This window comes from Wolbachia endosymbiont of Drosophila ananassae, from assembly GCF_008033215.1.
In the GTDB taxonomy this organism is placed as follows: Bacteria; Pseudomonadota; Alphaproteobacteria; order Rickettsiales; family Anaplasmataceae; genus Wolbachia; species Wolbachia pipientis.
Genome location: NZ_CP042904.1, coordinates 627330 through 652671 on the forward strand (window position 1 = coordinate 627330; position 25342 = coordinate 652671).

General features: G+C 35.1%; 22 protein-coding genes and 2 tRNA genes. 16 read left to right on the plus strand and 8 right to left on the minus strand.

Features of this window, described 5'->3' with window-relative positions:
• From EA652_RS03085 to dapA, 5 genes are all read left to right on the plus strand, one after another.
• Entirely contained in the window at positions 1–609 is a 609-nt protein-coding gene (locus EA652_RS03085) for a hypothetical protein (RefSeq protein ID WP_006280080.1), read from the plus strand.
• A 4-nt stretch (positions 610–613) separates the two neighbouring features.
• Positions 614–1420 (plus strand): hypothetical protein, encoded by an 807-nt coding sequence (locus tag EA652_RS03090; RefSeq protein WP_006280081.1) that lies wholly within the window; start codon positions 614–616, stop codon positions 1418–1420.
• A 13-nt stretch (positions 1421–1433) separates the two neighbouring features.
• Positions 1434–1507: transfer RNA gene (locus EA652_RS03095), tRNA-Arg, on the plus strand.
• Between the two features lie 67 nt (positions 1508–1574).
• Positions 1575–2057 (plus strand): single-stranded DNA-binding protein, encoded by a 483-nt coding sequence (gene ssb / locus EA652_RS03100; protein ID WP_012673210.1) that lies wholly within the window; start codon positions 1575–1577, stop codon positions 2055–2057.
• Positions 2058–2066: 9 nt separating this feature from the next.
• The gene (dapA, locus tag EA652_RS03105; protein WP_041582614.1) at positions 2067–3023 is read left to right on the plus strand and encodes a 4-hydroxy-tetrahydrodipicolinate synthase; all 957 of its coding nucleotides are present in this window, start codon (positions 2067–2069) and stop codon (positions 3021–3023) included.
• Between the two features lie 38 nt (positions 3024–3061).
• Here dapA and ligA read toward each other — a convergent pair whose 3' ends face one another.
• Positions 3062–5050 carry an NAD-dependent DNA ligase LigA gene (gene ligA, locus EA652_RS03110; protein WP_012673212.1) on the minus strand — a complete coding sequence of 663 codons (1989 nt, stop codon included), beginning with the start codon at positions 5048–5050 and terminating at the stop codon, positions 3062–3064.
• 214 nt (positions 5051–5264) lie between these two features.
• Between ligA and gltX the strand changes: the two genes are divergently transcribed.
• The 8 genes from gltX to EA652_RS03155 all read left to right on the plus strand — a co-directional run bounded on the left by gltX (position 5265) and on the right by EA652_RS03155 (position 13868).
• Positions 5265–6587 (plus strand): glutamate--tRNA ligase, encoded by a 1323-nt coding sequence (gene gltX, locus EA652_RS03115; RefSeq protein ID WP_012673213.1) that lies wholly within the window; start codon positions 5265–5267, stop codon positions 6585–6587.
• Positions 6588–7278: 691 nt separating this feature from the next.
• Positions 7279–10608 (plus strand): DNA polymerase III subunit alpha, encoded by a 3330-nt coding sequence (dnaE, locus tag EA652_RS03125; protein ID WP_041582646.1) that lies wholly within the window; start codon positions 7279–7281, stop codon positions 10606–10608.
• Between the two features lie 48 nt (positions 10609–10656).
• Positions 10657–11430, plus strand: a complete 774-nt coding sequence (rpsF, locus tag EA652_RS03130; RefSeq protein ID WP_012673215.1) for a 30S ribosomal protein S6 — start codon at positions 10657–10659, stop codon at positions 11428–11430.
• The gene (gene rpsR, locus EA652_RS03135) at positions 11430–11705 is read left to right on the plus strand and encodes a 30S ribosomal protein S18 (RefSeq protein WP_007548890.1); all 276 of its coding nucleotides are present in this window, start codon (positions 11430–11432) and stop codon (positions 11703–11705) included. Before rpsF ends, rpsR begins: the two co-directional genes overlap by 1 nt.
• 7 nt (positions 11706–11712) lie before the next feature.
• A complete protein-coding gene (rplI, locus tag EA652_RS03140; protein WP_007548891.1) occupies positions 11713–12267 on the plus strand; it encodes a 50S ribosomal protein L9 in 555 nt (184 codons plus the stop codon).
• 6 nt (positions 12268–12273) lie between these two features.
• A complete protein-coding gene (locus tag EA652_RS03145; RefSeq protein WP_094189587.1) occupies positions 12274–12507 on the plus strand; it encodes a hypothetical protein in 234 nt (77 codons plus the stop codon).
• Positions 12504–13796 (plus strand): adenylosuccinate lyase, encoded by a 1293-nt coding sequence (gene purB / locus EA652_RS03150; protein ID WP_012673216.1) that lies wholly within the window; start codon positions 12504–12506, stop codon positions 13794–13796. The genes EA652_RS03145 and purB overlap by 4 nt, the downstream gene beginning before the upstream one ends.
• Positions 13796–13868 (plus strand) — tRNA-Met (locus tag EA652_RS03155). The genes purB and EA652_RS03155 overlap by 1 nt, the downstream gene beginning before the upstream one ends.
• Positions 13869–14038: 170 nt before the next feature.
• Here EA652_RS03155 and EA652_RS03160 read toward each other — a convergent pair.
• Complete coding sequence (locus EA652_RS03160) at positions 14039–15295, minus strand: iron-containing alcohol dehydrogenase (protein WP_012673217.1); 1257 nt, start codon at positions 15293–15295, stop codon at positions 14039–14041.
• 42 nt (positions 15296–15337) lie between these two features.
• Between EA652_RS03160 and dapE the strand changes: the two genes are divergently transcribed.
• Entirely contained in the window at positions 15338–16486 is a 1149-nt protein-coding gene (gene dapE / locus EA652_RS03165) for a succinyl-diaminopimelate desuccinylase (protein ID WP_007548894.1), read from the plus strand.
• Here dapE and EA652_RS03170 read toward each other — a convergent pair.
• The 4 genes from EA652_RS03170 to icd form a co-directional block, all read right to left on the minus strand.
• The gene (locus EA652_RS03170) at positions 16483–17865 is read right to left on the minus strand and encodes an IS66-like element ISWen3 family transposase (protein ID WP_007548562.1); all 1383 of its coding nucleotides are present in this window, start codon (positions 17863–17865) and stop codon (positions 16483–16485) included. The genes dapE and EA652_RS03170 overlap by 4 nt on opposite strands.
• A 276-nt stretch (positions 17866–18141) precedes the next feature.
• Positions 18142–18780 (minus strand): endonuclease III, encoded by a 639-nt coding sequence (gene nth / locus EA652_RS03175; RefSeq protein ID WP_006280275.1) that lies wholly within the window; start codon positions 18778–18780, stop codon positions 18142–18144.
• Positions 18781–18801: 21 nt separating this feature from the next.
• Positions 18802–20103, minus strand: coding sequence for a hypothetical protein (locus EA652_RS03180; protein WP_006280276.1), 1302 nt, complete (start codon positions 20101–20103; stop codon positions 18802–18804).
• 83 nt (positions 20104–20186) lie between these two features.
• Positions 20187–21623: an isocitrate dehydrogenase gene (gene icd / locus EA652_RS03185; protein ID WP_012673218.1), complete on the minus strand. Its 1437-nt coding sequence runs from the start codon at positions 21621–21623 to the stop codon at positions 20187–20189.
• Positions 21624–21766: 143 nt separating this feature from the next.
• Here icd and EA652_RS03190 point away from each other — a divergent pair, with 143 nt between their 5' ends.
• Both EA652_RS03190 and EA652_RS03195 read left to right on the plus strand, forming a co-directional pair.
• On the plus strand, positions 21767–22246 hold the full coding sequence (locus tag EA652_RS03190; protein WP_006280486.1) for an RDD family protein: 480 nt from the start codon (positions 21767–21769) through the stop codon (positions 22244–22246).
• A gap of 22 nt (positions 22247–22268) precedes the next feature.
• A complete protein-coding gene (locus tag EA652_RS03195; protein WP_006280487.1) occupies positions 22269–22745 on the plus strand; it encodes an RDD family protein in 477 nt (158 codons plus the stop codon).
• Between the two features lie 165 nt (positions 22746–22910).
• Here the strand turns inward: EA652_RS03195 and rho are convergent, their stop codons facing one another.
• Both rho and EA652_RS03205 read right to left on the minus strand, forming a co-directional pair.
• On the minus strand, positions 22911–24314 hold the full coding sequence (rho, locus tag EA652_RS03200; RefSeq protein ID WP_007549497.1) for a transcription termination factor Rho: 1404 nt from the start codon (positions 24312–24314) through the stop codon (positions 22911–22913).
• A gap of 199 nt (positions 24315–24513) precedes the next feature.
• Positions 24514–25116, minus strand: a complete 603-nt coding sequence (locus EA652_RS03205) for a cell cycle transcriptional regulator TrcR (RefSeq protein ID WP_012673219.1) — start codon at positions 25114–25116, stop codon at positions 24514–24516.
• Between the last annotated feature and the right edge of the window lie 226 nt (positions 25117–25342).

Genomic DNA, 25342 nt, shown 5'->3' on the forward strand with positions numbered 1-25342 from the left:
ATGACTATCTCTCAATTAAAAAGAAAAGCTACAATTCAGTTTATATCGTATTTGTTATTATCTGTTGGATTAATAGGGTTATTAACATATGTTGTTATCTATAACGAAAAGATTTATAATAAAAACCAAATTGAGATTGATAAAATACGTTTTATTAATTTACAGATTACTGAGATTCAAAAAAAGGAAGTCATTCTAAATAAAAATCTAGATTTATGGAAAAAAATTTCCTCTTCAAATTTACATAGTAGCAGATACATTGCAAATTTAAATTTCGAGCTTAGCAAGTTATATAAAAAGTACTATATATTAGAACCTGAAATATCAATTTCTATACCCGAAGAAGTTGAGCTCCACAACAAAAGTGAACGCACAAAAGTAATAAAAAGTGAAGTGGCCCTAAATTTAAGCTCAATCAGCGATAAGCATATTTTTTTATTTTTACAGTCTATTCCAAATCTGCCTGGTTATGTTATGATCAAATCTCTTATTTTAAACAAGCAGAGAAATATTGATGCTGCAACTATGAATCAGATTTTGAATGGTAATATGATAGAGATAGTGAGAGCTAATATAGTCTTTGATTGGTATACTATATTAAGTAGATAAGATAATGAATATAAAGCTGTTTTTTATTTTTACGCTACTCATTTCCAATGTTAATGCATATTGCAGTTGTGAAGATATTATAGAAAGCATAGGAATTTGTAAGAAGTATTCTTGCCGACAATATATTGGCAATGAAGATTTTATTGAGCATAAAATATTAGGATTAAATAGTGGAAATTTATGCGTATATATAGAAAAACAAGGTAATGATGAAATGGTTTGTCATCATTCTCAGTATGGAATGATGATAGAAAAAAGATATTTTGAAAGTATTCTTAAAGTTGGCAATCAAGAAATCGACGATTTTATTGATATAGCAAATTTGCGTGCAAAAGAGTGTTTCTTTATCAACAATCAAAAACTAAGCTATACAGATCGGGACGATATAATAAGAGAAGCAGTGGAAAGTGACTTTGACGTTTTGTCACAATATAGTAACGTAAAAAGCATTTTTTTTGATGAAGAGCCAGTTAATAAAATGGTTCATGAAATGGAAAAGTTCAATTTATGGTCTTCAAAAGCTGCGAAAGAGGAGAATTTCAACTGTAAGGTAGTGAGTTTAGACTCAATTTTATATCTTTCTCCCGATACATGGAAAATATGGGTAAATGGAAAACTGTTTATAAATACTAAGGATTTAAAAGTGCACTCAGTCACTGAAAATTATGTAACTTTTGTATGGACCGTAGATCAAAAAGCAATAAAAAAGCATGCGAATGATTCTCAAAATGTATATTTTGGATATGGGAGTATTATGTTTACGCTTTATCCAAAACAAAAATTTAACTTGGATGGCTTATCTATTAAATAACTTAAATATATATGCGCTTGTAGCTCAGTTGGATAGAGCGTTGCCCTCCGGAGGCAAAGGCCGTGGGTTCGAATCCCTCCAAGCGCACTTTTAATTAAATTTGACAATAGTATTTTCACATAAGATAATAAAAGGATTTATTTAGAGCATAATTATGTCTGGTGGTACCATAAACAAAGTCATACTAGTTGGTAATTTAGGAAAAGATCCTGAAATTAGGACTACACAAAATGGAAAAGAAATGGCAAGTTTTTCAATAGCCACATCTGAAAGTTGGACTGATAAATTTTCTGGTACGCGCTCTGAAAAGACAGAATGGCATAATATCGTAATTTTTAGTGAAGGATTAGTAAAAATCGTCAAAGATTTTGCACGCAAAGGCAGTAAAGTTTATGTTGAAGGTTCTTTGAGAACTAGAAAATGGACTGACCAAAACGGTGGTGAAAGATACACAACAGAGGTGGTTCTATATAATTTTAATAGCGCTCTTACTCTCTTGGATTCACGAAATAGTGCGCCAAATTCTGATTACAAGCCAAGTGAATACAAACAAGGTGAAACAGAACAAAAAGATAAACACGAAAGTTTTGACAACGATATAAAAGATGAACTACTCGATGATGAAATACCATTTTAACAATTTAAATTGAAATCTACATTTTTATGGACTGCTTGTGTTACTCCTTTTAATTGCAATGGAGATAGCATAGATTATAGCAGTTTGCAGCGTTTACTGACAATGCAAGTTAAAGCTGAAAATGGCGTAGTGTTGCTGGGTAGCACAGGTGAGAGCCTATCGCTTACTGATTCTGAAAAGCGTACATTAGTTGAATTCGTATGTAAGCTAAAATTAAATACGAAAATTATAATTGGCGTACCAGGAGTGAATCTATATCAGACTCTTGAATGGCTTGATTTTTGCAAGGGTATGCCTATTCATGGCTATCTAATGACAACTCCCATTTATGCAAAGCCCGGAATTATGGGGCAGACTTTATGGTTTGAAAAGCTGCTTGAGAAAGCACATGTGCCGGCTATGTTTTACAATATTCCATCAAGAGCAGGAGTGAGTCTCTACGCTGAAACTATACGCAACTTATCCAGCGACGAAAAATTTTGGGCTATCAAAGATTCAAGTGGCACTGTTGATACTTTAGCTCAGTATAAGAAAGTTGCACCAAATATTGAGGTCTTTTGCGGAGATGATAATATGATATCCGATATGGCCGCTTATGGTGCGGCTGGCCTGGTTTCCGTTGCTTCCAATGTTTGGCCACGCATAGCGCATGAATATGTTAAGAAATGTCTGAACGACGAACTCTCTTCACTGTCATTCCAGCGCGTGACGCTGGAATCCAGAAGGAAACCTGTTCAAATGACAGAAAATGACATGAAAAGTTCAACAGATATCTGGCAACAGGCTTGCGAAGCGTTATTTACTGCCAGCAACCCAATACCCACTAAAGCACTTTTGCATGATATTGGGCTCATAGAACACAAAACTGTCCGCCTACCGCTCAGCACAGAAGACTTGCCTTCTGTTGAAAAATTGAGGCAAGTCAATAAAATGATTCTTGGATGGAAAGAATTGGCTACTCTCTAAATAGTCTTGCAACTTTGATTTAATATACAATCCAAGTTTCATTTGAACACTCCCAAACTTATCACTTTATGCCACTGGTCTTCATCTAAAATTTCTACACCTAATTCCACTGCCTTTTTATATTTGGATCCTGGTTTTTCTCCTGCAATTAGGTAGTCAGTTTTAGCAGAAAGATGTGAGCTGACCTTTGCTCCTAGAGTTTTGGCTCTTACTTTTGCCTCTCCTCTACTCATAGCAAGTAGCTTACCAGTAAACACTATAATTTTATTATTTAAAACAGAGTTACTAGAGTTGGAGCTCACAGGAAGAATTTGAAGACAAGCAGTAAGATCATTTAACATTTTGATGTTATGTTCCTTAGAAAAAAATGATTCCAAAGATTCAGCTACTTTTTTTCCTATGCCGTCTATACCTACTAGCTCAGTATTATCTGATGACAGTTCAATCATCGAATTATACCAATTATCATAAGAAACATAATAATCTGCAAGCAATTCTGCTGCAACTTGGCCAATAAATCTAATACCTAAAGAAAATATAAACCTATCTAGAGTTATTACCCTTCTGCTTTGTATAGCATTTAATAAATGAGCTATTGATTTCTTGCCCCAACCAGACTGTTCTTCCAGATTAAATTCATCCAATCTTTCTTCTAAAGTAAAAATATCGGGAATTTGTTTTATCAGACCAAGGTCGTAAAAAAACTCTATCTGCTTATCACCAAGGCCAACAATGTCAAATGCATCTTTCGATACAAAATGCTTTAGTTTTTCTATTATTTGAGCTTTACAGGCAAATTCCTCAGGACATCTTACTGCAGCCTCTCCCTCAACCTGACGTACTTTACTACCACATTCAGGGCATACTTCAGGAAACACAAATTCAGGTGTATTTGGAAGACGAGAATCTCTGCTTACTTCAACGATCTGGGGAATTACATCCCCTGCCCTTTTGATTGTTACAATATCTCCCTCTCTTATGTCTTTACGTTTTATCTCATCTTGGTTATGCAGACTTGCTCTACTAACTAGCACCCCACCAATATTAACTGGCACTAAATCTGCAACTGGAGTTAAAACTCCTGTTCTGCCCACCTGTATAAATATTTTATTTAACTTTGTTTTTGCATAAACCGCAGAAAACTTGTATGCAAGTGCTGAGCGCGGTGCTTTGTGAGTATTCCCTAGACGATTTTGTAGTACCAAATCATTTACTTTATAGACTATTCCATCAATATCATAATCCAAGTTATAGCGACAGTTATAGACTTCGTTATAGAACTTCAGCATTCCATCCAAACTACTCGTTAAGGACTGATGCTCATTTACGCAAAAACCAAGTGCCTCAAGCTTATTTAGTACCTCACTTTGACTTTTCTCTGCTCCACCAATCAAAGAATAAGCAAAATATCTAAGAGGTCTGCTTGCTGTAATGTTTGCATCCAATTGCTTTAGAGAACCAGCGGCTGCATTTCGAGGATTGGCAAATTCATCGTTTTCATTTAACTTTAAAAAGTCGCTGTTACTGATGTATATTTCACCTCTTACTTCTAGTCTTCCTTGCACACCTTGCAAAAACTTAGGAAAGCCTTTTATTGTTGCAACATTGTGAGTGACATCTTCCCCTACAAAACCATCACCTCGAGTTGCAGCTTTAACAAATCTTCCATCCTCATAAATTGCAGAAAACGACAACCCATCAATTTTTGGTTCACATAATATCTCTATTTTGTCCTCAATTAAAAACCTCTTTATTTTAGACAAAAATTTCTCTACACCTTGTTCATCATAAGCATTCTCAAGGGAAAGCATAGGTTCTTGATGTTCCACCTTAGAAAACCTCTCATCAGGTGGAGCACCAACACTTTCTTGTGTTGCATAAATTTCTGGCTCTATTTCAGCTAACTTTTTCTTCAGTTCATCATATTCAGCATCACTTATTTCTGGCTTATTTTTTTGATGATACAAAACATTATGATAATTTATTTGATCTTGCAGTTTTTCTCTCATCTTTTCTAAGTTAGTCATGATACCAATATAATGCTACATTAGCCTTTGTCGTCAAGCTGTGAATTTTCTTGAATTTATCATATGGTCTTAATCCATCAAATATCAAAGGTGCCACAATGCTATAGCCATACTTATTCTTCTCTCGCTCAATTGTATTAGCAGATCTCACTTGCTTTAGCCATATATTTATATAAAATTAAAATAAATTAGAGTAAACAATATTGCTGTTTAAATGCTAACAAGATTCGCTCCAAGCCCAACTGGCTACCTCCACGTAGGAAACGTACGAACTGCCTTGGTTTGTTGGATGTACACACGCAATCAAAATGGAAAATTTTTACTCCGTTTTGATGATACTGACCTTCAGCGTTCAGATGTCAAATATATAAATGATATCATACAAGATTTGAAATGGATTGGTATCAATTGGGATGCAAGTTTCAAGCAATCAGAGCGCTTTGAGCGTTACAATGAGGTGTTTTTGCAGTTAATAAAAGAAGGGCATATTTATGCATGCTATGAAACAAGAGAAGAGTTAGACATTAAACGAAAATTGCAGTTAAAACAAGGACTTCCCCCTGTATATGACAGAAGCGCGTTACTTCTAACTGAGCAAGAGAAAATTAGTTATGAGCAAGAAGGAAGAAGACCACATTTTAGATTTAAGTTGGATAGAAATGAGGTTGTTAAATGGAATGATGAAGTTAAAGATGAAATAAATATTGCAACCAGTAGCATAAGTGACCCTGTGGTAAAAAGAGAAGATGGAATTTACACATACATGTTACCTTCTGTTATTGATGATGTTGACTTTAATGTAACCCATGTTGTACGCGGGGAAGATCATGTAACTAATACCGCAGTTCAGCTCCAAATGATTAAAGCATTAAAAGCGAAAATCCCTACATTTGCTCACCTTTCTCTGCTACATTTTGATGATAGCAAGATATCCAAGCGAACCGGCGTGCTGAACATTAAATCTATAAAAGAAGATGAAATTGAACCGATGGCACTAGTTAGTTATTTAGTGAAGCTTGGAACATCCAATCCAATTGAAGCTTGCGCCTGTATGCAATCTTTGATTGATTCATTTAATATTAAAAAATTTAGCTCAGCATCTGTACAATTCAGCTTGAGTGAAATATATAAGCTAAATAGCAAAGTTCTGCAACAAATGCCATTTGAAATGGTGCAAGACCGTTTAAATCAAATTGGAGTGGACTCCTCAGAGTTTTGGTATTTTATAAGGAACAATATAGAAAGGTTTTCTGAGGTGGCCAAGTGGTGGAAAATATGCAAATCTGATATAGAGCCTGTGATTCTTGATAAGGAGCTTATAAAAATTGCGTTCAATGCATTGCCCCAAGGTGATTGTAATGAAAACACGTTGTCAGAATGGGTCAAAACTATTCGACAAACAGTGGATATAAAGGCAAAAAACCTATTTACGCAGTTGCGTTCAGCTTTAACAGGAACAGAAACAGGACCAGAGCTCGCTAAACTATTAATTTTTATCGGCAAAGAAAATATCATTGCAAGGTTAAAAGAAAAGTGAAAACTAAAGAATTATAGCTAATGCAATCCCTACGTCATACCGCGATTCATTCGCGGTATCTCAGCCGCTAACAAGAGATCCCGCTAACAAGCAGCGGGATGACGGTTGTCGTTTAGCCATAAACATTAAGAAATTTACCAAATGAAAAAAAAGGCAAAAGAAGCCCCGTGGTTATTATCCGCTTTAAAATATTGGCGTTTTTTATGTTTTAAACGCTTGACAAGCGAGATTCAGCCGCTTTTAATTGCAACTAACTTACGCTGCAAATGTTTAAGAAATTTACTAAGCAGAAAAAAAGACAAAGAATCCCCGAGTTAGCTAGTCTTTTACTATCTCTGTCGAGTATTGGCATTTTTTGATGTCTTGTAACGCTTTATAAGCGCGTTCAGCTTATTTAGATAAAAATCTAGATGTAGATGAAGTTTTGTAAAGACATACAGTATCTATATACTGCAAAAAATTGAACATAAGACGCCGATACATTAAGTAATCCTTACCTTTTAATCTGCAGATTGGCGAAAGCAAATACAATAGCTTCAATTTTATGATAAGGGGGCTGGCGGAGTTTGTCAAGGAAGTTTTTTGTATTTTAACCTTAGATTTGAGAAATCTTATAGGCTTTTGTTCTCATGAAAATTATGTTCTCATGAGTAAATTAATGTTATCCTTTTTTGTTGATCTAAAGTTTCTTATGTTCATACACTTACGTGTTCATAGTGTTTATTCGCTGCTTGAAAGCTCGGTTAAAATTGAGGAGCTGATCGGCCTTTGTTTGCGAAATAAAATGCCAGCGGTTGCAATTACTGATTCAGGTAATTTATTTGGTTCACTTGAGTTTGCAGAATATGCGGCAAGTAGGGGAATACAGCTAATAATAGGATGCAATATTATAGTTAAACATTCAGAACAAAATTTACCTATATTATTGCTTGCAAAAAATGAGCAAGGGTACACTAATTTAGTCACTTTGGTGAGTGAGTCTTTTAGAAAGCGCAAGAATAACAGCGATATTCCTTACGTTGATTTTGATGAGCTATTGAATTTAAGTACGGGTCTGATCGCTTTAACCGGTGGATGTTTGGCTCAACTATTGTTGGGGCAAGATAAAGAAACGGTTGAAAAACTGCTTTCAGCATTCAATGGTCATTTATATGTTGAATTGCAGCGTCATGGGCTGAGCAAGGAGCTAGAGCTTGAAGAAACTTTAATAGATTTTGCTTATCAGCGCAATATACCACTAGTTGCAACGAACGATGTATTTTTTCCAAATAGGTCTGACTATGAGGCTTATGATATATTAACGTGTATATCGGAGGGGAGTTATGCCCTGGAGAATAACAGAAAGAAGTTAACTACCGAGCATTACTTCAAATCTGTGGCAGAAATGGAGGAGCTGTTCAGTGACATTCCCGAAGCAATTCATAACACTTTAGTGATAGCTAAGCGGTGCTCTTACATGCCAAGAAGCAGGCAGCCTATTTTGCCTAAATTTCCTTGTCGAGAAAATAAAACTGAGAATGAAGAACTGAGGGAGCAGGCAGTTGCAGGATTAGAATTCCGTATTGCGAATGAGACAGACATAGACCTTAAACAATACTACGATCGGCTGAATTACGAACTGAGTGTGATAACTTCGATGAACTACGCTGGCTACTTTTTGATAGTTTCTGATTTCATTCGTTGGAGCAAAGCAAATGGCATTCCAGTTGGTCCAGGAAGAGGCTCTGGTGCTGGATCAATTGTTGCTTGGGGCTTACAGATTACAGACCTTGATCCAATAAAGTTTGGCCTAATATTTGAAAGATTTTTGAATCCTGATCGTATATCGATGCCTGACTTTGATATTGATTTTTGCCAGGAAAAAAGAGACCTGGTTATTGATTATGTTCAGAAAAAGTACGGTTATGTTGCTCAAATAATCACTTTTGGAAAATTGCAGGCAAGGGCAGTATTGCGTGATGTTGGGAGGGTATTACAAATGCCTTACTCTCAAGTGGATAAAATATCTAAAATGGTTCCATTTAATCCAGTAAATCCTGTAACTTTATCACAAGCGATAGAGTTTGATCAAAACCTGCAGAAAGAACGGGATAGTGATGAGGTAATTGCAAAGCTTCTTGATATATCTCTTAAGCTTGAAGGAATATATCGTCACGTTTCAACCCATGCTGCTGGAATTGTAATATGTGATCAAAAGTTGGAAAATTTTGTTCCTGTGTACTATGATCCAAATTCGGCTCTGCCAATCACTCAATACAGCATGAAATATGTGGAGAAAGCTGGGCTAATAAAATTTGATTTTCTTGGGCTTGGTACGCTAACGCTAATAGATCATGTATGTCGTTTAATTAATCGTGATAGACAAAAGATCGATATTTCTTCAGTTCCTTTAGATGACCAAAAAACCTATGAGATGCTCTCAAGCGGTGATTCAATTGGAGTGTTTCAGCTTGAAAGTTCGGGAATGAGAGAAGCTTTAATTAAACTAAAACCGGACTGCATTGAAGATATTATCGCTTTAATTTCCCTTTATCGTCCAGGACCTATGGATAACATTCCAACTTATGTTGCAAGAAAACACGGACTTGAAAAGCCAGATTATATTCATCCGTTACTTGAGGAAGTATTAAAAGAGACATTTGGGGTAATAATTTACCAAGAACAAGTGATGGAAATAGCCCGTATTCTTTCCGGGTATAGCTTAGCGGAAGCAGATCTGCTGAGACGTGCCATGGGTAAGAAAATCAAGGAAGAGATGGATAAACAACGTGAACTTTTCATCCAAGGGGCAACGAAGAATGGCGTTGATTATGACAGGGCAAGTTATATTTTTGACCTTGTTGCAAAATTTGCTGGTTATGGGTTCAATAAATCTCATGCTGCAGCATATGCGGTTATATCTTATCAAACGGCTTACCTTAAAGCTAATTATCCATTAGAATTTTTTACAGCACTAATGAATCTGAATATTGATGATAGAGATAAACTGAATTTATTTTATCATGCAGCAAAGTTTAGTGGCGTTACCGTTCTTTCACCTGATATAAACAAGTCTCAAGCTGAATTCTCAATAGAGGATGAACGCATACGTTATGGTATTGCTGCCTTGAGGAATGTTGGTTTTTCTATAGCGGAAGGAATAGTGAACGTACGTTCAAGCGCTTGTAAGGACATATGGGAATTCATTCAAAATTCAGGTCATATAATAAATAAGAGAGCGCTAGAAAGCCTGATTAAATCCGGAGCATTCGATAGCGTGCATAAGAACAGAAAGCAGCTATATGAGTCAATGGACACGCTGATTTACTTTGCAAATAAAAACAAACAGGATAGAGAATCAAGTCAAGCTGCTTTGTTTGGTAGTCTTGATGTCCTCAAACCGAAACTTGAGAATGTGGAAGATTTTGATGAAGAGGAAAAATTAGAACATGAGTTATTTTCACTAGGATTTTATTTAACTAATCATCCGCTTGAAAAATTTAGAACTCTTCTGGAAAAGTTAAATATTGGGTTTATCGGAGAAAATAGAACAGCAAAAACTGCTGGGGTAATATTAAATGCACGTATGAGAACTTCAGAGCGTGGAAGGTTTGTTATCCTCACACTTTCTGATCCCCATAACGTTTCTGAAATAGCATTCTATAATAATGAAATAATAGAAGAAAAAAGAGATTTATTTTCACCAGGAACATTTGTGATAATTGATCTTGAAGCTTCGGAAAATACGACAAGATTAGCAGGCAAGGATATATCTGAGTTTACAAAAAGAGTCACTTCTACAATAAAAGAATTAGTTCTCACCACTGAGTGCACGGATTCGCAAAAAGCCGCTATGGAATTAAACGCAATATTGAAAGATGAAGGCAGAACCAAAATAATGCTAAAACTTCTTCTCGAAAAACACAAAGTGAGCATCTTATTACCAGGTGCATACTCAATTGCTCCTCAAGTTATTTATGAAATATCTAACTTAAGCTGGATTAAAGGCGTAGAAATTAATACAAATAACTTGCTTATATAAAAAAGCTTTATATAATGAAATATTTAATCGGTATTAAAGGAAGATATAGTGAATCTTTATGAATTTACTTTTATAGCACAACAAGGATTATTACAGCAAGAAGTAGAGGAGATGGTCCAAGAGCTAGCTGTCTTGTTGAAAAACATTAAAACAGATGTTATGTTCCAGCAAATCAGGGATATTCTGAAAAAAGGAAATGACAAGCTTACAAAACAAGAGTTAGAAGTGCGTGCTGAGAACATTAAAGAAAGTCTAGTTGCTTACTCTGATTTCTTGGAAGATCTTACAAAAATTTTATGGGTTGAATTAGAAGAAGATCTTTCAAATTTGAAAGAAGTGAAGTCAAAAATCGATAAAGAGTTGAAAGATGACCTAAAAGATTTAGGAATAACGCAAGATTTTACAAAATTTCTAGGAGGCAGTACTAAAAGTGCGTTTATCCATAACGCAGTAAATGCTTTGAAGAGAAATATTTCAGAACATCTAATAAAGATTTTTCAAGATATTTTGAAAGATTTTAGAATAAACGGTCCAACTCAATCGAGCAAAGCATTGGAAATGCTTTTGAAAAACATTGAAGCATCAGGATTAATCAAGTATGAACATTGGGGTCTTTTGGATTTTGCATATCACACAAATAAAATGAAGAGCGGTCATTATTGTATAATGTGCATAAGTTCTACTGCAAGCATTCTGGATGAATTTGTGCGTAGAATGAAACTTAATGAGAACGTTATTCGCCACTTTCCTGTGCAGGTTGATAAAATTTTTGAAGGTAAATCTTATATGATGAATAAACAAATTGAGGAACAAAGCGCATAATGATGAAAAGACGAAATAGTTTTAATAATTCTTACGTATCTGTAAATAATAGGACTGGCTTTAGGCGTTCTAAAGTTTGCCCTCTTGCTGCGTCTAAAGATGAAGACATAGATTATAAGAATATAGATTTATTATCCAAGTTTACCTCTGACTATGGTAGGATATTACCTAGAAGATTAACAGGCGTATGTGCAAAAAAACAAAGGAAGTTACGCTTAGCGATCATAAGGGCACGTTTTTTAGCTCTTATTCCTTACTGTACTAAAAAAGTTTAGGTAATTTATGTTGATAATTTTAAAGGAAAATATAAGGACTTTAGGTAAGCTTGGTGAAGTTGTCAAAGTTAAACCAGGTTATGCACGTAATTTTCTTTTTCCACAAAGAAAAGCGGTGAAAGCTACCAAGGAAAATTTAACAAAGCTAGAGGAGCAACGTTTATTACTGGAAGAAGAGAATATAAAAAGATTAAATGTAGCAAAAGAGCTTGCGTTGTCACTACATGATAAGTTTGTGGTATTAATAAAGCAAGCTTCAGAGGATGGTAAAATTTTTGGTTCTGTAACAACACGTGAAATTGCGAAAATTTTACTACAAGAAGGACATGTGATAGATCACCGTAGTTTATCTTTTGGTGGAATAAGCATCAAAAACTTGGGTGAATACCAAGTAAACGTAGAATTACATAGTGAAGTAGTAGTACCAATTACTATATACGTCGTGAAATCCGAAACAGATGCAAATGAGCTAAGGCAAGTAAAATTGCAAAATCAGAAATCTGAGCAACAAGAGGCAGAGCAAGATGCGAATAAAGAAGCTGCTGATGGTGATGATAGCTGATCAAAGATGATCCCTTGTTATAGTCGTAAAGAAATGTCTGCCATGGCTAAGCTGGTGTCATCCCAGCGCTTCCCTCATGTCATCCCAGTGCGTGACACTGGGATCCAGTTTATTTCATCATGGACATTATTTTATGCTTCTAGAATCCGTTGTCCATTGAATAATTTGCAAATACTTTTATACCTGGATTCCAGTGTCACGCACTGGAATGACACCATTATTGGAATAAATCAAAAATGATTCCCCGCTATAGCAGAAAAGAAATGTCTTCCATTTGGGAGGAAAATAATAAATTTAATATATGGCTTAAAATAGAAAAATTAGCGTGTGAAGCTCAAGCAAAGTTAGGAGTGATTCCGAATAATATTGCTGAGAACCTCTCTGGTGCTATTGAATTTGATGTTGAATGTATCAACGAAATTGAATCCATTGTAAAACATGATGTTATAGCTTTTCTGACATATATTGCTAAAAAAGCGGGAGTTGATGTTCGTTATCTTCATTATGGAATGACAAGTTCTGATGTTTTGGATACATGCCTTGCGGTGCAACTGAAAGAGTCCTGTGATATTTTGCTCGAGAATCTAAAAAATTTACTTGCAGCATTGAAAAAAAAAGCTGAGGACTATAAAGATATTGTTTGTGTTGGACGCAGTCACGGAATGCATGCAGAACCAACAACTCTTGGAATAAAATTTGCCAGATTTTATGCTGAATTTAAACGCAATTATCAGAGATTAATTAGCGCGCAAAAAGAGATCTCAATTTGTAAAATATCAGGTGCAGTAGGCAATTTTGCAAATGTTGATCCGTTTGTTGAAGAATATGTAGCGAAAGAAATAGGACTCATACCTGAAATCATATCGTCTCAAGTCATTCCTCGTGATAGACATGCTATGTTCTTTTCAGTTTTGGGAGTGATTGCAAGCTCAATAGAAAATGTTGCTGTTGAAATTCGTCATTTGCAAAGAACTGAAATCGGCGAAATTTCTGAGCATTTTTCCACGGGGCAGAAGGGAAGCTCTGCTATGCCACACAAATGTAATCCTATTTTAAGTGAAAATCTGACTGGACTCTCACGTTTAATACGCAGTTATGTTTTTCCTGCGTTAGAAAATGTTGCATTGTGGCACGAACGTGATATATCACACTCGTCTGTGGAAAGATGCATTGCTCCTGATGCTTGTATAACAATGGATTTTGCTTTAGTGCGATTAACAGATTTGATAGATAAATTGGTGATCAATAAGGAAAACATTGAAAAGAACTTAAATTCTTCAAAAGGTTTAGTTTTCTCACAGCGTGTATTGCTTGAGTTAGTAAATAGTGGTTTGGCGAGGGAAGAGGCGTATAAAATTGTTCAGAGCAATGCAATGAAAGTGAAACAAAACAACAGTGATTTTCTGGCCGAATTGAAACAAGATAAACCCTTACTTAAGGTTATTAACTCGGAAAAACTTGAATCTTTGTTTGATTTGAAGTATTATACGAAACATATAGATCGTGTGTATAATAAGGTTTTTAATTAGGCTGAGTAGCTCAGTTGGTAGAGCAGGAGGATCATAATCTCTTGGTCGGGGGTTCAAGTCCCTCCTCAGCCACTCGAACTAAACTATGTTTAGCAAAGCAGTGCTACTGGTGAAACCCAGTGTCAGTTACTTGGAATGAGTTGTATATCCACTCAGGTGAGGAGACAATGGATAAGAGATTGTGAAAAGGGTTTAGCTTTTGGCCTATGATCTCTTTAAATGACAGAATTTCACTACAAAACTTAACTTTCTTCTATGCAGTTAGCTAAGTCAAGAAAGGTGAATCTATCTCTTGTTGTAAACGCAAGATCGACCACTTTACAATATTGTTCTTTATTCCAACTGAGGTGCTCTGGTAAGTGTGGAATTGATAGATCTTCAAATATTTTTTGCAGGTGTTTTGCAGGTAGTAAATTTTGCTTAATTAAACTGGAAATATTATGCCATTCTTTACAAATAATCTCTTGGATTTTTTGCTGCATAATTTGCTTCTGTTCAAAAGTTCTTACAAATTCGATATTATCAAAGCACTGAGTTATATGTTCTACATCTAAAGTGGTCGGTTTGATAATCGGGTTTTGTATTGATAATATCTTTTCCTGCAAATTAGCCATGGTAATCGTCGTAACAGCAATTTTTTCGCCATGTAGTAAGGAATGATCTCTTGTTACCATTTCCATTGCGTGAGCTATCATATGCTCTCCTTGGCTTGCAGAATAGCTGCCTTTTGATATTACCATTCCAAGTCCTGAAATTAGTAGAACTTCCATAAGTAATAGGACCACTTTTCTACTTCTTTTAGTAAGCGCCGTATACTCTCTTAGCAAAATTTGCTCCAAATCGCGAACAAGTGTAAAAGGTAATTCATTGTATTCTGTGCCAAGCAACAAATGAGATAGTAGCCAGTCAGCCTGAACTGTTGAACGACAAATGAAATCTGCAAATCCGCTTAATGTGAGACGCAGTGGTGCATTGACAAGTATGTCTATATCTATATATACTGCTCTTGGAAGATGTGCTTTGAACGATTTTTTATATCCATTTACTAATATTGAAGCATTTGCGGATGTATATCCATTCATGGAAGCGGCTGTTGGGAACGATATATAATCTTTTTTCTCGAGGTAGCTTGCATATTTGCAGATATCGTTAACGGTGCCGCTACCAAATGCAACTATTAAGTCACTGTCTTTTACTTTGTTTCTCACTAGATTTACGGTTTCAAGAGAGGCAGCTCTGCTTGGTGTCATTTCTCCACCCGGTGTCATTCCAGCGCGTGACACTGGAATGACAGGTGGGGCTGGAATAATTAAATGAGAAATTTTATTAAATACGTTTTTGTTTAAAAGTTTTGCTGTATTTTCATCTGCAACTAGAAAGATGTCATTTCCGTGTCGTGTGCATATTTCATAGATATCATCAGCAAGGTGGTAATCTGTTATTACTTCCCTTAGAAAAGTTTGTTCGGCTTGATGTAATATTTGTTTTAAATAGTGCATAGAGTGTTTACAATATAGCAATATAAGTATTTTAAGATTGACATGAAAATTGACCCTGTAGAGCTAACTAAGAAATTGATCTCTTTTGAGAGTATAACACCAAGGGACGGCGGGGCAATAGAGTATATAGCAACAATCTTCAAGAAGAGTGGCTTTGATTGTGAAATTTTAGAGTTTGGTGATAAAGTTAAAAATCTTTATGCGAAATATATAAATGGAGTACCAAATTTGTGCTTTGCTGGGCATGTTGATGTTGTACCACCGGGTCAGTTAAAAGATTGGGCATTTGGTCCATTTAATCCAGAAGTGAGGGATGGTATATTATATGGAAGAGGGGCGGCTGATATGAAAAGCGGAGTAGCTGCGTTTATTGCTGCTATGGTAAATTTGATTGCAGAGAAGTTTCAATTTAATGGTTCGATAAGTGCATTGATTACCAGTGCTGAAGAAAGCACGGAAGAATATGGAACAAAGGCAGTTTTGGAATGGATGAAAAGTAAGCAAAAAAAGGTGGATTTCTGTGTGGTTGCTGAACCAACCAGTAGTGAGAAATTAGGTGATACCATAAAAATAGGCAGAAGAGGTTCTGTAACATTTGAATTAATTTGCCATGGAAAACAAGGGCACGTTGCCTATCCAGACCTAGCAGATAATCCAATATATAAGGTAATATCGATATTGAGTAAGGTAAAAAATACTACTTTTGATCATGGTAATAAATATTTTCAGCCTTCACATTGCGAAGTTACTACTATCGATGTTGGAAATAATACTAGCAATCTAATACCTGGTTTAGCAACTACACGTTTTAACATTCGATATAACAATGAACAAACACCGGGTGGCTTATATAAGCTGATTGATGAAATATGCTCCAGTGTAACTAACGATTATAAACTTTCTGTGCATAGCAGCAGGGACGTTTTCCTCTCTACTCCCGATAGAAATACTGATATTATGCTTGATGCGATAAATAAAGTTACCAGTATTGATGCTGCGCTGAGCACAAGTGGTGGCACATCTGACGCTGCGTTTATCAAAGATGTTTGTCCAGTGATTGAATTTGGTATAATCAACAAAACCGCACATCAGATAAACGAATGCGTATTAGTAAACGATATACACAAGTTAACAGCTATATATAAGGAATTTATAGAAAATTATTTGTATCCGTTCAGGAGAGTGGTTTAAGAAACAATAGATAGGAGATTTTGGAAAGGATTGAGACCCCTTTGTTTCCAAGTTAAGTATAATGAAATTATCCGCTCAAGGAATGTATTTCCCCGCTTTGATTGTGTAAAATATGAGTTTTTGCGATAAACGACATAATGCCGAATTTGCCGTTCAGCGTGGTTATTTGTCAGCGGAATATTTTCTGGGTCATCTAAAAATTTCCACATCATTCTTTCAGATCTCAGAACATTTTTTGCAACTCGAGAGGCTCCAATTGCTTCAGGTAAACGAGATATCTCCTTCAAGTAATACTTTGTACGTTTTCTTAATTTTCTGGCACGTCTGACAAACCTCAAAACATCTATCTCACTTTTTAGTAAAGCTTTTTTTAGTGCAAATAATTCAGTGGCCACGTTTCTCAAGTAACAACCCAGAACTTTAACTTCAATATTCCAACTATGTGCTAATCTTTCAAAATCTCTTGATAAATGTGCCCAACAGATTTGCCTGTTTTTATCGGCAAAATAATTGTATGCTGCATACCTGTCAGTTATTACCAAGCTATTGCGATTGCAGAATTTACTATTTTGTAAAACTTTCATTCCTCTTGACTCTGTAAATTTTACAAAACTTGCCGTATTGCTTGCAAACATCCAACACCAAGCGAGTTTACCTTTGTTATAATGGCTCGTTTCATCAATATGTAGAACTTTACTCCTACTTATCTCTTGTTCGATCTGCTCATACATTTTTTTGCATTTTGAAGCAACTCTATGTTCACTATTTGATATGCTACCGACGCTTATGTTCAAATTGAAGATATCATTTACGACACTCGCTATTTCGCGTTTTGAATTTTTGTAGAATCCGCTGAACGCTGCAATTATTGACTTAACCCTTGGACCAAATGTATCTGGCGTAACACCTTCCGGTAACTTGCTACTTCTTCTCTTTCCGCATCTCCGACAACGGCCATGTTCTAACTGATATTCCACTACATAAGGCTTGATTTCTGGAAGATCAACTTTCTGATGAATATATGGTTTTTCACATATTGCAATTTCTCCTCCGCATTCGCAAGTATTAGGCAACTCTATCTTTACTACTTTATCTGCATCCATGTTGGCGCGAAAACTTCCTTTATGACCAACCTGACCGCCAATATTCCTTTCGCTTTTCGGCTTATTCTTTTTTATTTTATACAACTCTTTGGAACTTGGTATTGATGAATTTTTTGAGCTTAAACCGAGTCTTTCTCTTAACTCAGCATTTTCTATCTTTAAAGCCTTATTTTCTGCTTTTAAACTTTCATTCTCTTTTTCCAATCTTTCTATTTTTGCTTCTAACCTTTCTATTTTTTGCTGTAAATTTTTGCAAAGTTCTAAAAGGTTTACCATATTATTTCACTTTTGCTCTATGATTATCTTTTTAGATCACCTTGTCTACCTTATTCTGCCACTCCGCTGAACGGATACAATTATTTCAATCCCACTAATAAAATATTAAATCAGGTCAACGTGATTAGTAATATATCTAGTGGTCCATTGTTAGCTTAGATGTAATCAGATCTCTTGCATAACTGTTGTTTGAATAATAACTTGTATCATTCCAGCAAAATGTGTCAAGTAAGTTTTTTCGTTTCTATAGCTACTTGGATGACAAAAAAAGAAATACTAGACTTTATACCTTTTGCACTCAAATTCACATAAATCATGAATTATGCACGTTTCACACGAAGGTTTCTGTGCTTTGCAAACATATCTACCATGCAAAACTAGCCAATGATGAGCATAAAGCAGGTATTTTTTGGGAACCACATTTAAAAGAGATTGTTCTGTTTTAAACACATCTTTTTCTTTCACAAGCCCGATTCTATTGCTCACTCTAAAAACGTGAGTATCAACTGCCAATGTTGGAATGCCAAGCCCCGAATTTAAGAACACATTAGCGCTCTTTCTTCCCACTCCCGGCAAAGACACCAAATCATCGAAATCAGTAGGCACTTTGCTATTGTACCTCTCAATCAATATTTTGCTGAGCCCGATTATGTTTTTTGCTTTGGAATTATATAAACCAATACTGCTTATGCATTTTCTTAGCTCACTCTGCCCAAAACTCAGCATTTTTTCTGGCGTATCAGTGATACTAAATAGCTCCTTTGTAATTTTATTAACGCTTATATCAGTTGTTCGCGCTGATAGAACTATCGCAACTAATAACGTAAAATCATTGGTATAATTCAGCTCTATTTTTGGTGCAGGATTTGATTGTTGAAACTTTTCAAATATCAATTCTACTTTTTTTGAGTCCATGCATAGAGCTAAAAGCTTATACTACACTGGTTGCTGTGCAAATTCAATTCCTTTAGGCTTAGATAGTCCTTTAGCATTAACATCAGACATATCAGTTTTTACCTCATCAAAATTCCTCTCAGCAAATTCGCTTGCCACTTCCGCAAAACACTTTTTAACAAGAGGCATAACAATTGGCATTAACAGTTTTCGTGGATCATACCATCCTAACAGGTCAGTTTCCTTTTGTACCCTATCTCTTGGATCCTCTTCTAGTAAATCTTTTGTGTGCTTTTCAGCATATATTTCACAGCCTTTTGAGAAAACAGGAGCTAACATTTCAATTAATACTGCCAATAACAATAGTGAACCAAGTATGGTTCCACCAACAGTTAATCTATTAGCAATGAAATTTGTTGTAAGTAGATAAACAGAAAAAGCAGCTAAAGGATAGTTGATAAGAAGCTTACTACCTAGTGCGATATAGTTTATTTTACTCATGAATTCATCAGTAGAAATTTCTGAGTTGGCATATTTTTTCATATAATGACCTATTAATAAACGAGAGGCGTTACTAATAATGATATTAAGTGCTATGATCCACCATGAAAAATAGCAACCTATAGTAATTGTAGTTAACAGGCCTAAGGGTAGAACACTAAGAGTCCGAATAAATAGTAAGGCATTTTTACGCTCTATAAATTTCAATGCTAATGTCTTTTTATCTTCTTCAATTAGGCTTCTCTTTTTTCCTAGAGGAGTAACATAATTGAATAATTGTATGCTTGGCTTTGCTATATATTGATATAGCTCTTCCATTAATCCTGCACTCTTTACATTCTTCTCAAAATCATCTAAATTTGGATTTTGCAAAATCCTCTCTATTTTATCTTCAAGTTCAATGCGTTTTTCTAGGTCTTTTTCAAACGAATAGTCATTTCTTTTTAGTATAGAAATCAATCCATCAAAATCTTTACCTACAGCCTCTTCCTCACTTACTTTTAGCTTATTAAACAAATTTTTCCTATAGTGAAACTCTCTTGCTGTTAAACGCCCATCACTTTCAGCGCCAATACTGACTTTAACACAAGGATTTCCTGATTCCAAAGGTTCAATATATTTTTTTAGTTCTTGATAAGCTTTATAAATTTGATCAAATCTATTTTTATCTCCACCCTTGTCAGGATGATTTACAAGAATTAACTGCTTATGCTGTTTCTTCAAAATTGCGCTAAGCTCTTCATAATTCTTGTCTACAACTTGCTTAGCTTCTACTTCCAATACGTTGAACAGGTCAGCATTATCACAAAACTCCTGACCAGTTAACTTGAAATGTTGACCCATTACTACATCTCACATAAATAAATTATATCTCTAGTATAATCTATTTAAATGTTTTATGCAATCATAAGAATGTCAAACGATCATTAAGAGAAAAACCCCTCTTTCCCATCATACAAATACAACTTATCCATTCTTACTACGTCAAAGGTATTTTCTTCGAGTTTGATTAGTAGGTCGTTTACGTCACTATTTGTGATAGGTTTTTTTTCGCTATTCGCGATAAACCTACAGGTTATTTGGTCACTTGAAGACTTTGAACTTCCTGGCCAAATCGCAAGGCCTTTCGAATATATTGCTATAATCTGCGGATTACTTGATTCAAATAATCCTACTATTTGATCAACATTACTGGATTTGTCCCAAGCGAGAGTTATATCACTACCCACTAGCTTTTTAACTTTGTAATCTTGTTCGTAATTGTCTTGTACTTTATTTATTTTACTATCCAAATTTATTTTACTATCCGAACCACTGCCAATTGTAAGCTCAGCAGGTTTCTTTCCTAAATTATCTATAACAGCTTCTGCAAATTCTTTTGTACCAACTTTCTGTTTACTTCTTTTCTCCTTATACAAATCGGCAGTGTGTATTCCACCCTCCAAAGTCTTGAGCCATGCATCGTAGATTAATTTTGCAGTACCCACTTGACCTATGTAAATTAGCATATGCACTGCAGCATTTAAAAGACCAGAAGGATTAGCTATGTTTTTTCCTGCAATATCAGGGGCAGAACCGTGCACTGCTTCAAACATTGCGTATTCATTTCCGATGTTGCTACTTCCAGCAAGCCCCACAGATCCAGAGGTTTGTGCCACAATGTCTGATAATATGTCGCCATATAAGTTCTCGGTTACTATAACATCGAAATTCTCGGGTTCTGTTGCAACACGTGCCATTCCAATATCAACTATATAATGTTCTGCCTTTATGTCCTGGTATTCCTTTGCAATGCGATCAAACGCTGCATGGAAAGTGCCGTCAGTCATTTTCATTATGTTATCTTTAGTCAGGCAAGTTACTTTTTTTCTGTTGTGTTTTTTCGCGTATTCAAAAGCGTACCTGCATATCTTCTCTGAGCCAGACCTAGTAATAATTTTAGTGCATTGGTAAGAGTCACCAGTGAGCCTATGCTCTATTCCGGTGTAAACGTCCTCTTCATTTTCGCGTATCACTACGATATCAAACTTACCGAATTTATTTTCTATCACAGGATGATATGAAATGCATGGTCTGATATTTGCATACAACCCTAGATTTTTTCTGAGTGCAACGTTTAAGCTTTTGTGGCCTTTACCTTGCGGAGTTGTTGTCGGAGACTTAAGTAATATCTTTGTCCTTTCAATAGACTCCCAACCACTTGGAGAAATTCCGTGAGACCATTCCTTACTATAAACACGTTCCCCTATTTCAATAATATCTATTGAGATCTTCGCTTCCGCTCCGCGCAATATCGACAGCACCGCCTCCATAATCTCTGGTCCGATACCGTCGCCATACGCAACTGTGATTGGTGTTGACATAACTTCCCTAACTGTAAATGATTTAATGTTAATTCAAATAATAGAGTGACACAAGTAGCTAATATTACCCAAATTAGTATATTTACGGTTATTTAATAACATATTTTTATACTAGTTATGTCACAGTAGAACATGGGCAGAGTATGGATACTAAAGTAAGTTATGCAGGGATTCTGAGGCGAGTTTCAGCATGTGCGATCGACGGTGTTTTATGGATGATAATAGCACTTGTTTCACTCCTTTTTCTAAATTACGATGTAGATGATATATCTACCCATAGGATAATCCTTATGGCAACACTGCTTATAACATATATAGTATTTAATATATTAACAATAACGAAGTACGGTTGCACTCCAGGAAGACTACTGTGCGGCGTACGTATAAAAGATGCAAATACATTTAAAAACGTTACTCTAATGCAAGCAACAATAAGATACATTTTTAGGGAAGGCATTTGGGTTATTTATAATTTTCTGTCTTATCTTCTGCCTAGCTATGTTTCTGGATGCCTTTTTATTATACTAACTTTAGTTCTAATGTTTGCAATATTTGATCAACGCAAGCAGACTTTTTATGACAAAGTTGCAAACACGGTAGTGATAGATTATAAACCTAGTTGATATTTTTCTTTATAGGCAGTGTATGGATAAAAACGTAAACTACTCAACAATGACAAGGCGTATTCTAGCATTTATAGTTGATTGTATTTTATTTATCGCAATACCATTTGCTTTAATGGCGGTAGGTTTCTCACTTACACACGCAATACAAGGGATCATGGGTGCAATAATTGTAATCACCACGATTGTATTTTCTTTATTTTTAATGATACCATGTATATTTCATATATTCATGCTAGTAAAATTTGGCGGCACTCTAGGGCACTTGTTATTTAGCATGCGTGTAAGAGACAAAGATACACTTGAGCAGATCACTCTAATACAAGCAATAAAAAGAACCATCGCTTTTTTCATAATTTACTGTATATCGCTTTATAATCCTATTTTACTTTTAGCTATACTAATCCTAGTTTTAGTATGTGCAGTAGATGATGAACATAAACAAGCTTTTCATGACAAAATTGCAAACACGGTAGTGATAGATTATAAACCTAGTTGATATTTTTCTTTAGTTGTTACCACCAAGGGTGTTATTCCAGTGTCACGCGCTAACTTAAGGTAAATTGCCAACTTAACTATAAATATATTTTGGTAAATCCAAATTATTTTAGCTATAAGAGCGTTTTACTTTTTGCTCAGCATATCCATCATAACTGGCTTACTTTTAGTGATTCATGGAGTTAAAAAAGTCAGCATTGCTCTTTGTTAAAAGTAGTTTGTCACGTAAAAATTCCATTGCTTCAACGGGTCCCATAGGATTGAGTATCCTACGCACCACCCATATTTTATTTAGTATAGCCTTATCAACTAATAGCTCTTCCTTCCTTGTTCCGGATTTTGTAATATCAATAGCTGGAAATATACGTTTATCAGAAAGTTTTCTATCAAGTATGATCTCAGCATTTCCTGTACCTTTAAACTCTTCAAAAATAACTTCATCCATTTTTGAACCAGTCTCTATAAGAGCTGTGGCGATTATAGTTAAAGAACCCCCATTCTCAATATTACGAGCTGCTCCAAAAAAGCGTTTTGGTCTCTGCAGTGCGTTTGAATCTACACCACCAGTTAGAACTTTCCCAGACGAAGGAATAACCGCATTATAAGCACGTGCAAGTCTAGTAATATTGTCAAGTAGAATTACCACATCTTTTTTATGCTCAACCATTCTTTTAGCTTTTTCTATTACTATTTCAGCAAGCTGTACGTGACGGTAAGCAGGCTCATCGAACGTAGAACTTACTACCTCACCTTTTACAGAACGTATCATATCTGTTACTTCTTCAGGTCTTTCATCTATAAGTAACACTATTAATTCTACTTCAGGGTGATTTATAGCTATAGAGTTAGCCATTTGCTGAAGCAATACAGTTTTTCCTGTGCGAGGTGGAGCAACTACTAACGCTCTTTGCCCTTTTCCAAGAGGAGCTACTATATCTATAGCACGCATGCTTAAGCCTTTTTTATCATCACCATTATTACACTCAAGTACTATGCTTTCCTCAGGATAAAGAGGAAGCAAATTATCAAAATGGACGTACTTTCTTAATTCACTTACTTCAGTAGAGTTTATACTTTGAACCTTAGTTAAAGTAAAATATCTCTCTTTATCACCAGGTGGCCTTATTTCTCCATATGCCATATCTCCTGTACGTAAATTAAACTTCTTTATTTGCCCGTTAGAAATATAAACATCATCGGTACTTGGGGCATAATTTGCACTTGCTGAACGTAAGAAACCAAAACCATCAGGCAATATTTCCACTATTCCACTCCCTGTGGTTATGCCTCCTTCTTCACTCATTTTTTTCATTAAGCTGAATATTATTTCCTGCTTTAGCATTCTACCATTGCTTTTACCGTTAGTTGAAATTTTTCTTTCTTCAGCTAACTCTAACAATTCTTCTGCTGTTTTCTCTTTTAATTCGCTCAGATCTAATGTTTTTCTGTTTTTCTCAGTACCTTCATTGACCATCTGTTTTACTGTATCGTTATTGTAAATTTGCTCACTTTTTTCAGGTTGAGCTGTAACCTTTCCTTTTGCCAAAACATCTTCATTGATTGTTGTCATAATCCTCCAAAAATTTTAATTGATGCTTACTAACCTAAAATGTGACTATAAGATAATAAATTAGGCTGAGTTAGTTTCAGTGCGTATTAAGCTTAATTATCATTAAACCCCGTACTTTACTTACATTATACTAATAAACACTAGCAAGTCAAGTTAATTTAATGTTAACAAAGCACAAAAATTTGAGGATTTTCAATAGCTATTCTTTATATTTTTTTAACCTTTCTTGCTTCTCCTCTTCTACTTTTGCTTTTTCCACTTCTGCTTCTAAATTTTCTTGACTACATAAGCCGAGTAGTACAGGATCTTGGGGTTTTATATTTTGCATGTTATGATGAGATCCATCTCTTACCTGCTCAACTGTGTAATTTGTTGTACTAATTAATTTAGCTATAACGTTATTGTCCAAGATAGGAAATTTTTTTACTAAATAATAAATCGCATCAGGTTTATCTCTACGTCTTGCCGTAGAGGCAAAGCCAAGAATGCTACCAATCGCTTTACTCCTTTTTTTTATATTTTTTATAATCAAATTTGGTACACGATTTGGATTTTTTTTGCAATCATCGATTTCTTTTTCAGTAATTATTCCAGAAATAATAGGGTTATATTTTTCTACTTCTATTTCCTCATCAGCTATGTCTTGTACTTCTTCAAGGGCCAATCTGCAACATTGTGCTATTTGATTAAAAGTTAAACCAGTGTTGTCTACTAACCAAGCAACTATTTGCACTAGAAACTGTTTATTTCTATCGTTATTGCCCTTAGAAGATTCCATTGACATCAAAAAAGCATCTCCCATTTAAAGTATCCATTACTGTTATACAGAGCTAAAATATAAGCTATTAAAACTAAAAAAGCATTAATTTTGTCATTCAATAACTTTTTGTTTGTCACTTCCCACCTCTTAAGTTAATTAAATGCTCTCACCTTTAAGCATATTTCCCCTTCTTAAGGTATAGTATAACTCAGTTAAACATATGTTTCTATTTAAGAAGAGAGTTAAATTTTAAGTTAATATATTATAT

What these genes read in the sequence shown, in the direction of transcription:
- rho (WP_007549497.1), bottom strand. Translation starts at nt 24,314, where the DNA reads ATGACAACAATCAATGAAGATGTTTTGGCAAAAGGAAAGGTTACAGCT.
- icd (WP_012673218.1), bottom strand. Translation starts at nt 21,623, where the DNA reads ATGTCAACACCAATCACAGTTGCGTATGGCGACGGTATCGGACCAGAG.
- dapE (WP_007548894.1), top strand. Translation starts at nt 15,338, where the DNA reads ATGAAAATTGACCCTGTAGAGCTAACTAAGAAATTGATCTCTTTTGAG.
- EA652_RS03145 (WP_094189587.1), top strand. Translation starts at nt 12,274, where the DNA reads ATGATCCCTTGTTATAGTCGTAAAGAAATGTCTGCCATGGCTAAGCTG.
- rplI (WP_007548891.1), top strand. Translation starts at nt 11,713, where the DNA reads ATGTTGATAATTTTAAAGGAAAATATAAGGACTTTAGGTAAGCTTGGT.
- dnaE (WP_041582646.1), top strand. Translation starts at nt 7,279, where the DNA reads ATGTTCATACACTTACGTGTTCATAGTGTTTATTCGCTGCTTGAAAGC.
- rpsR (WP_007548890.1), top strand. Translation starts at nt 11,430, where the DNA reads ATGATGAAAAGACGAAATAGTTTTAATAATTCTTACGTATCTGTAAAT.
- nth (WP_006280275.1), bottom strand. Translation starts at nt 18,780, where the DNA reads ATGGACTCAAAAAAAGTAGAATTGATATTTGAAAAGTTTCAACAATCA.
- EA652_RS03205 (WP_012673219.1), bottom strand. Translation starts at nt 25,116, where the DNA reads ATGGGAGATGCTTTTTTGATGTCAATGGAATCTTCTAAGGGCAATAAC.
- EA652_RS03170 (WP_007548562.1), bottom strand. Translation starts at nt 17,865, where the DNA reads ATGGTAAACCTTTTAGAACTTTGCAAAAATTTACAGCAAAAAATAGAA.
- EA652_RS03190 (WP_006280486.1), top strand. Translation starts at nt 21,767, where the DNA reads ATGGATACTAAAGTAAGTTATGCAGGGATTCTGAGGCGAGTTTCAGCA.
- EA652_RS03085 (WP_006280080.1), top strand. Translation starts at nt 1, where the DNA reads ATGACTATCTCTCAATTAAAAAGAAAAGCTACAATTCAGTTTATATCG.
- ligA (WP_012673212.1), bottom strand. Translation starts at nt 5,050, where the DNA reads ATGACTAACTTAGAAAAGATGAGAGAAAAACTGCAAGATCAAATAAAT.
- EA652_RS03160 (WP_012673217.1), bottom strand. Translation starts at nt 15,295, where the DNA reads ATGCACTATTTAAAACAAATATTACATCAAGCCGAACAAACTTTTCTA.
- EA652_RS03195 (WP_006280487.1), top strand. Translation starts at nt 22,269, where the DNA reads ATGGATAAAAACGTAAACTACTCAACAATGACAAGGCGTATTCTAGCA.
- purB (WP_012673216.1), top strand. Translation starts at nt 12,504, where the DNA reads ATGATTCCCCGCTATAGCAGAAAAGAAATGTCTTCCATTTGGGAGGAA.
- EA652_RS03180 (WP_006280276.1), bottom strand. Translation starts at nt 20,103, where the DNA reads ATGGGTCAACATTTCAAGTTAACTGGTCAGGAGTTTTGTGATAATGCT.
- gltX (WP_012673213.1), top strand. Translation starts at nt 5,265, where the DNA reads ATGCTAACAAGATTCGCTCCAAGCCCAACTGGCTACCTCCACGTAGGA.
- ssb (WP_012673210.1), top strand. Translation starts at nt 1,575, where the DNA reads ATGTCTGGTGGTACCATAAACAAAGTCATACTAGTTGGTAATTTAGGA.
- EA652_RS03090 (WP_006280081.1), top strand. Translation starts at nt 614, where the DNA reads ATGAATATAAAGCTGTTTTTTATTTTTACGCTACTCATTTCCAATGTT.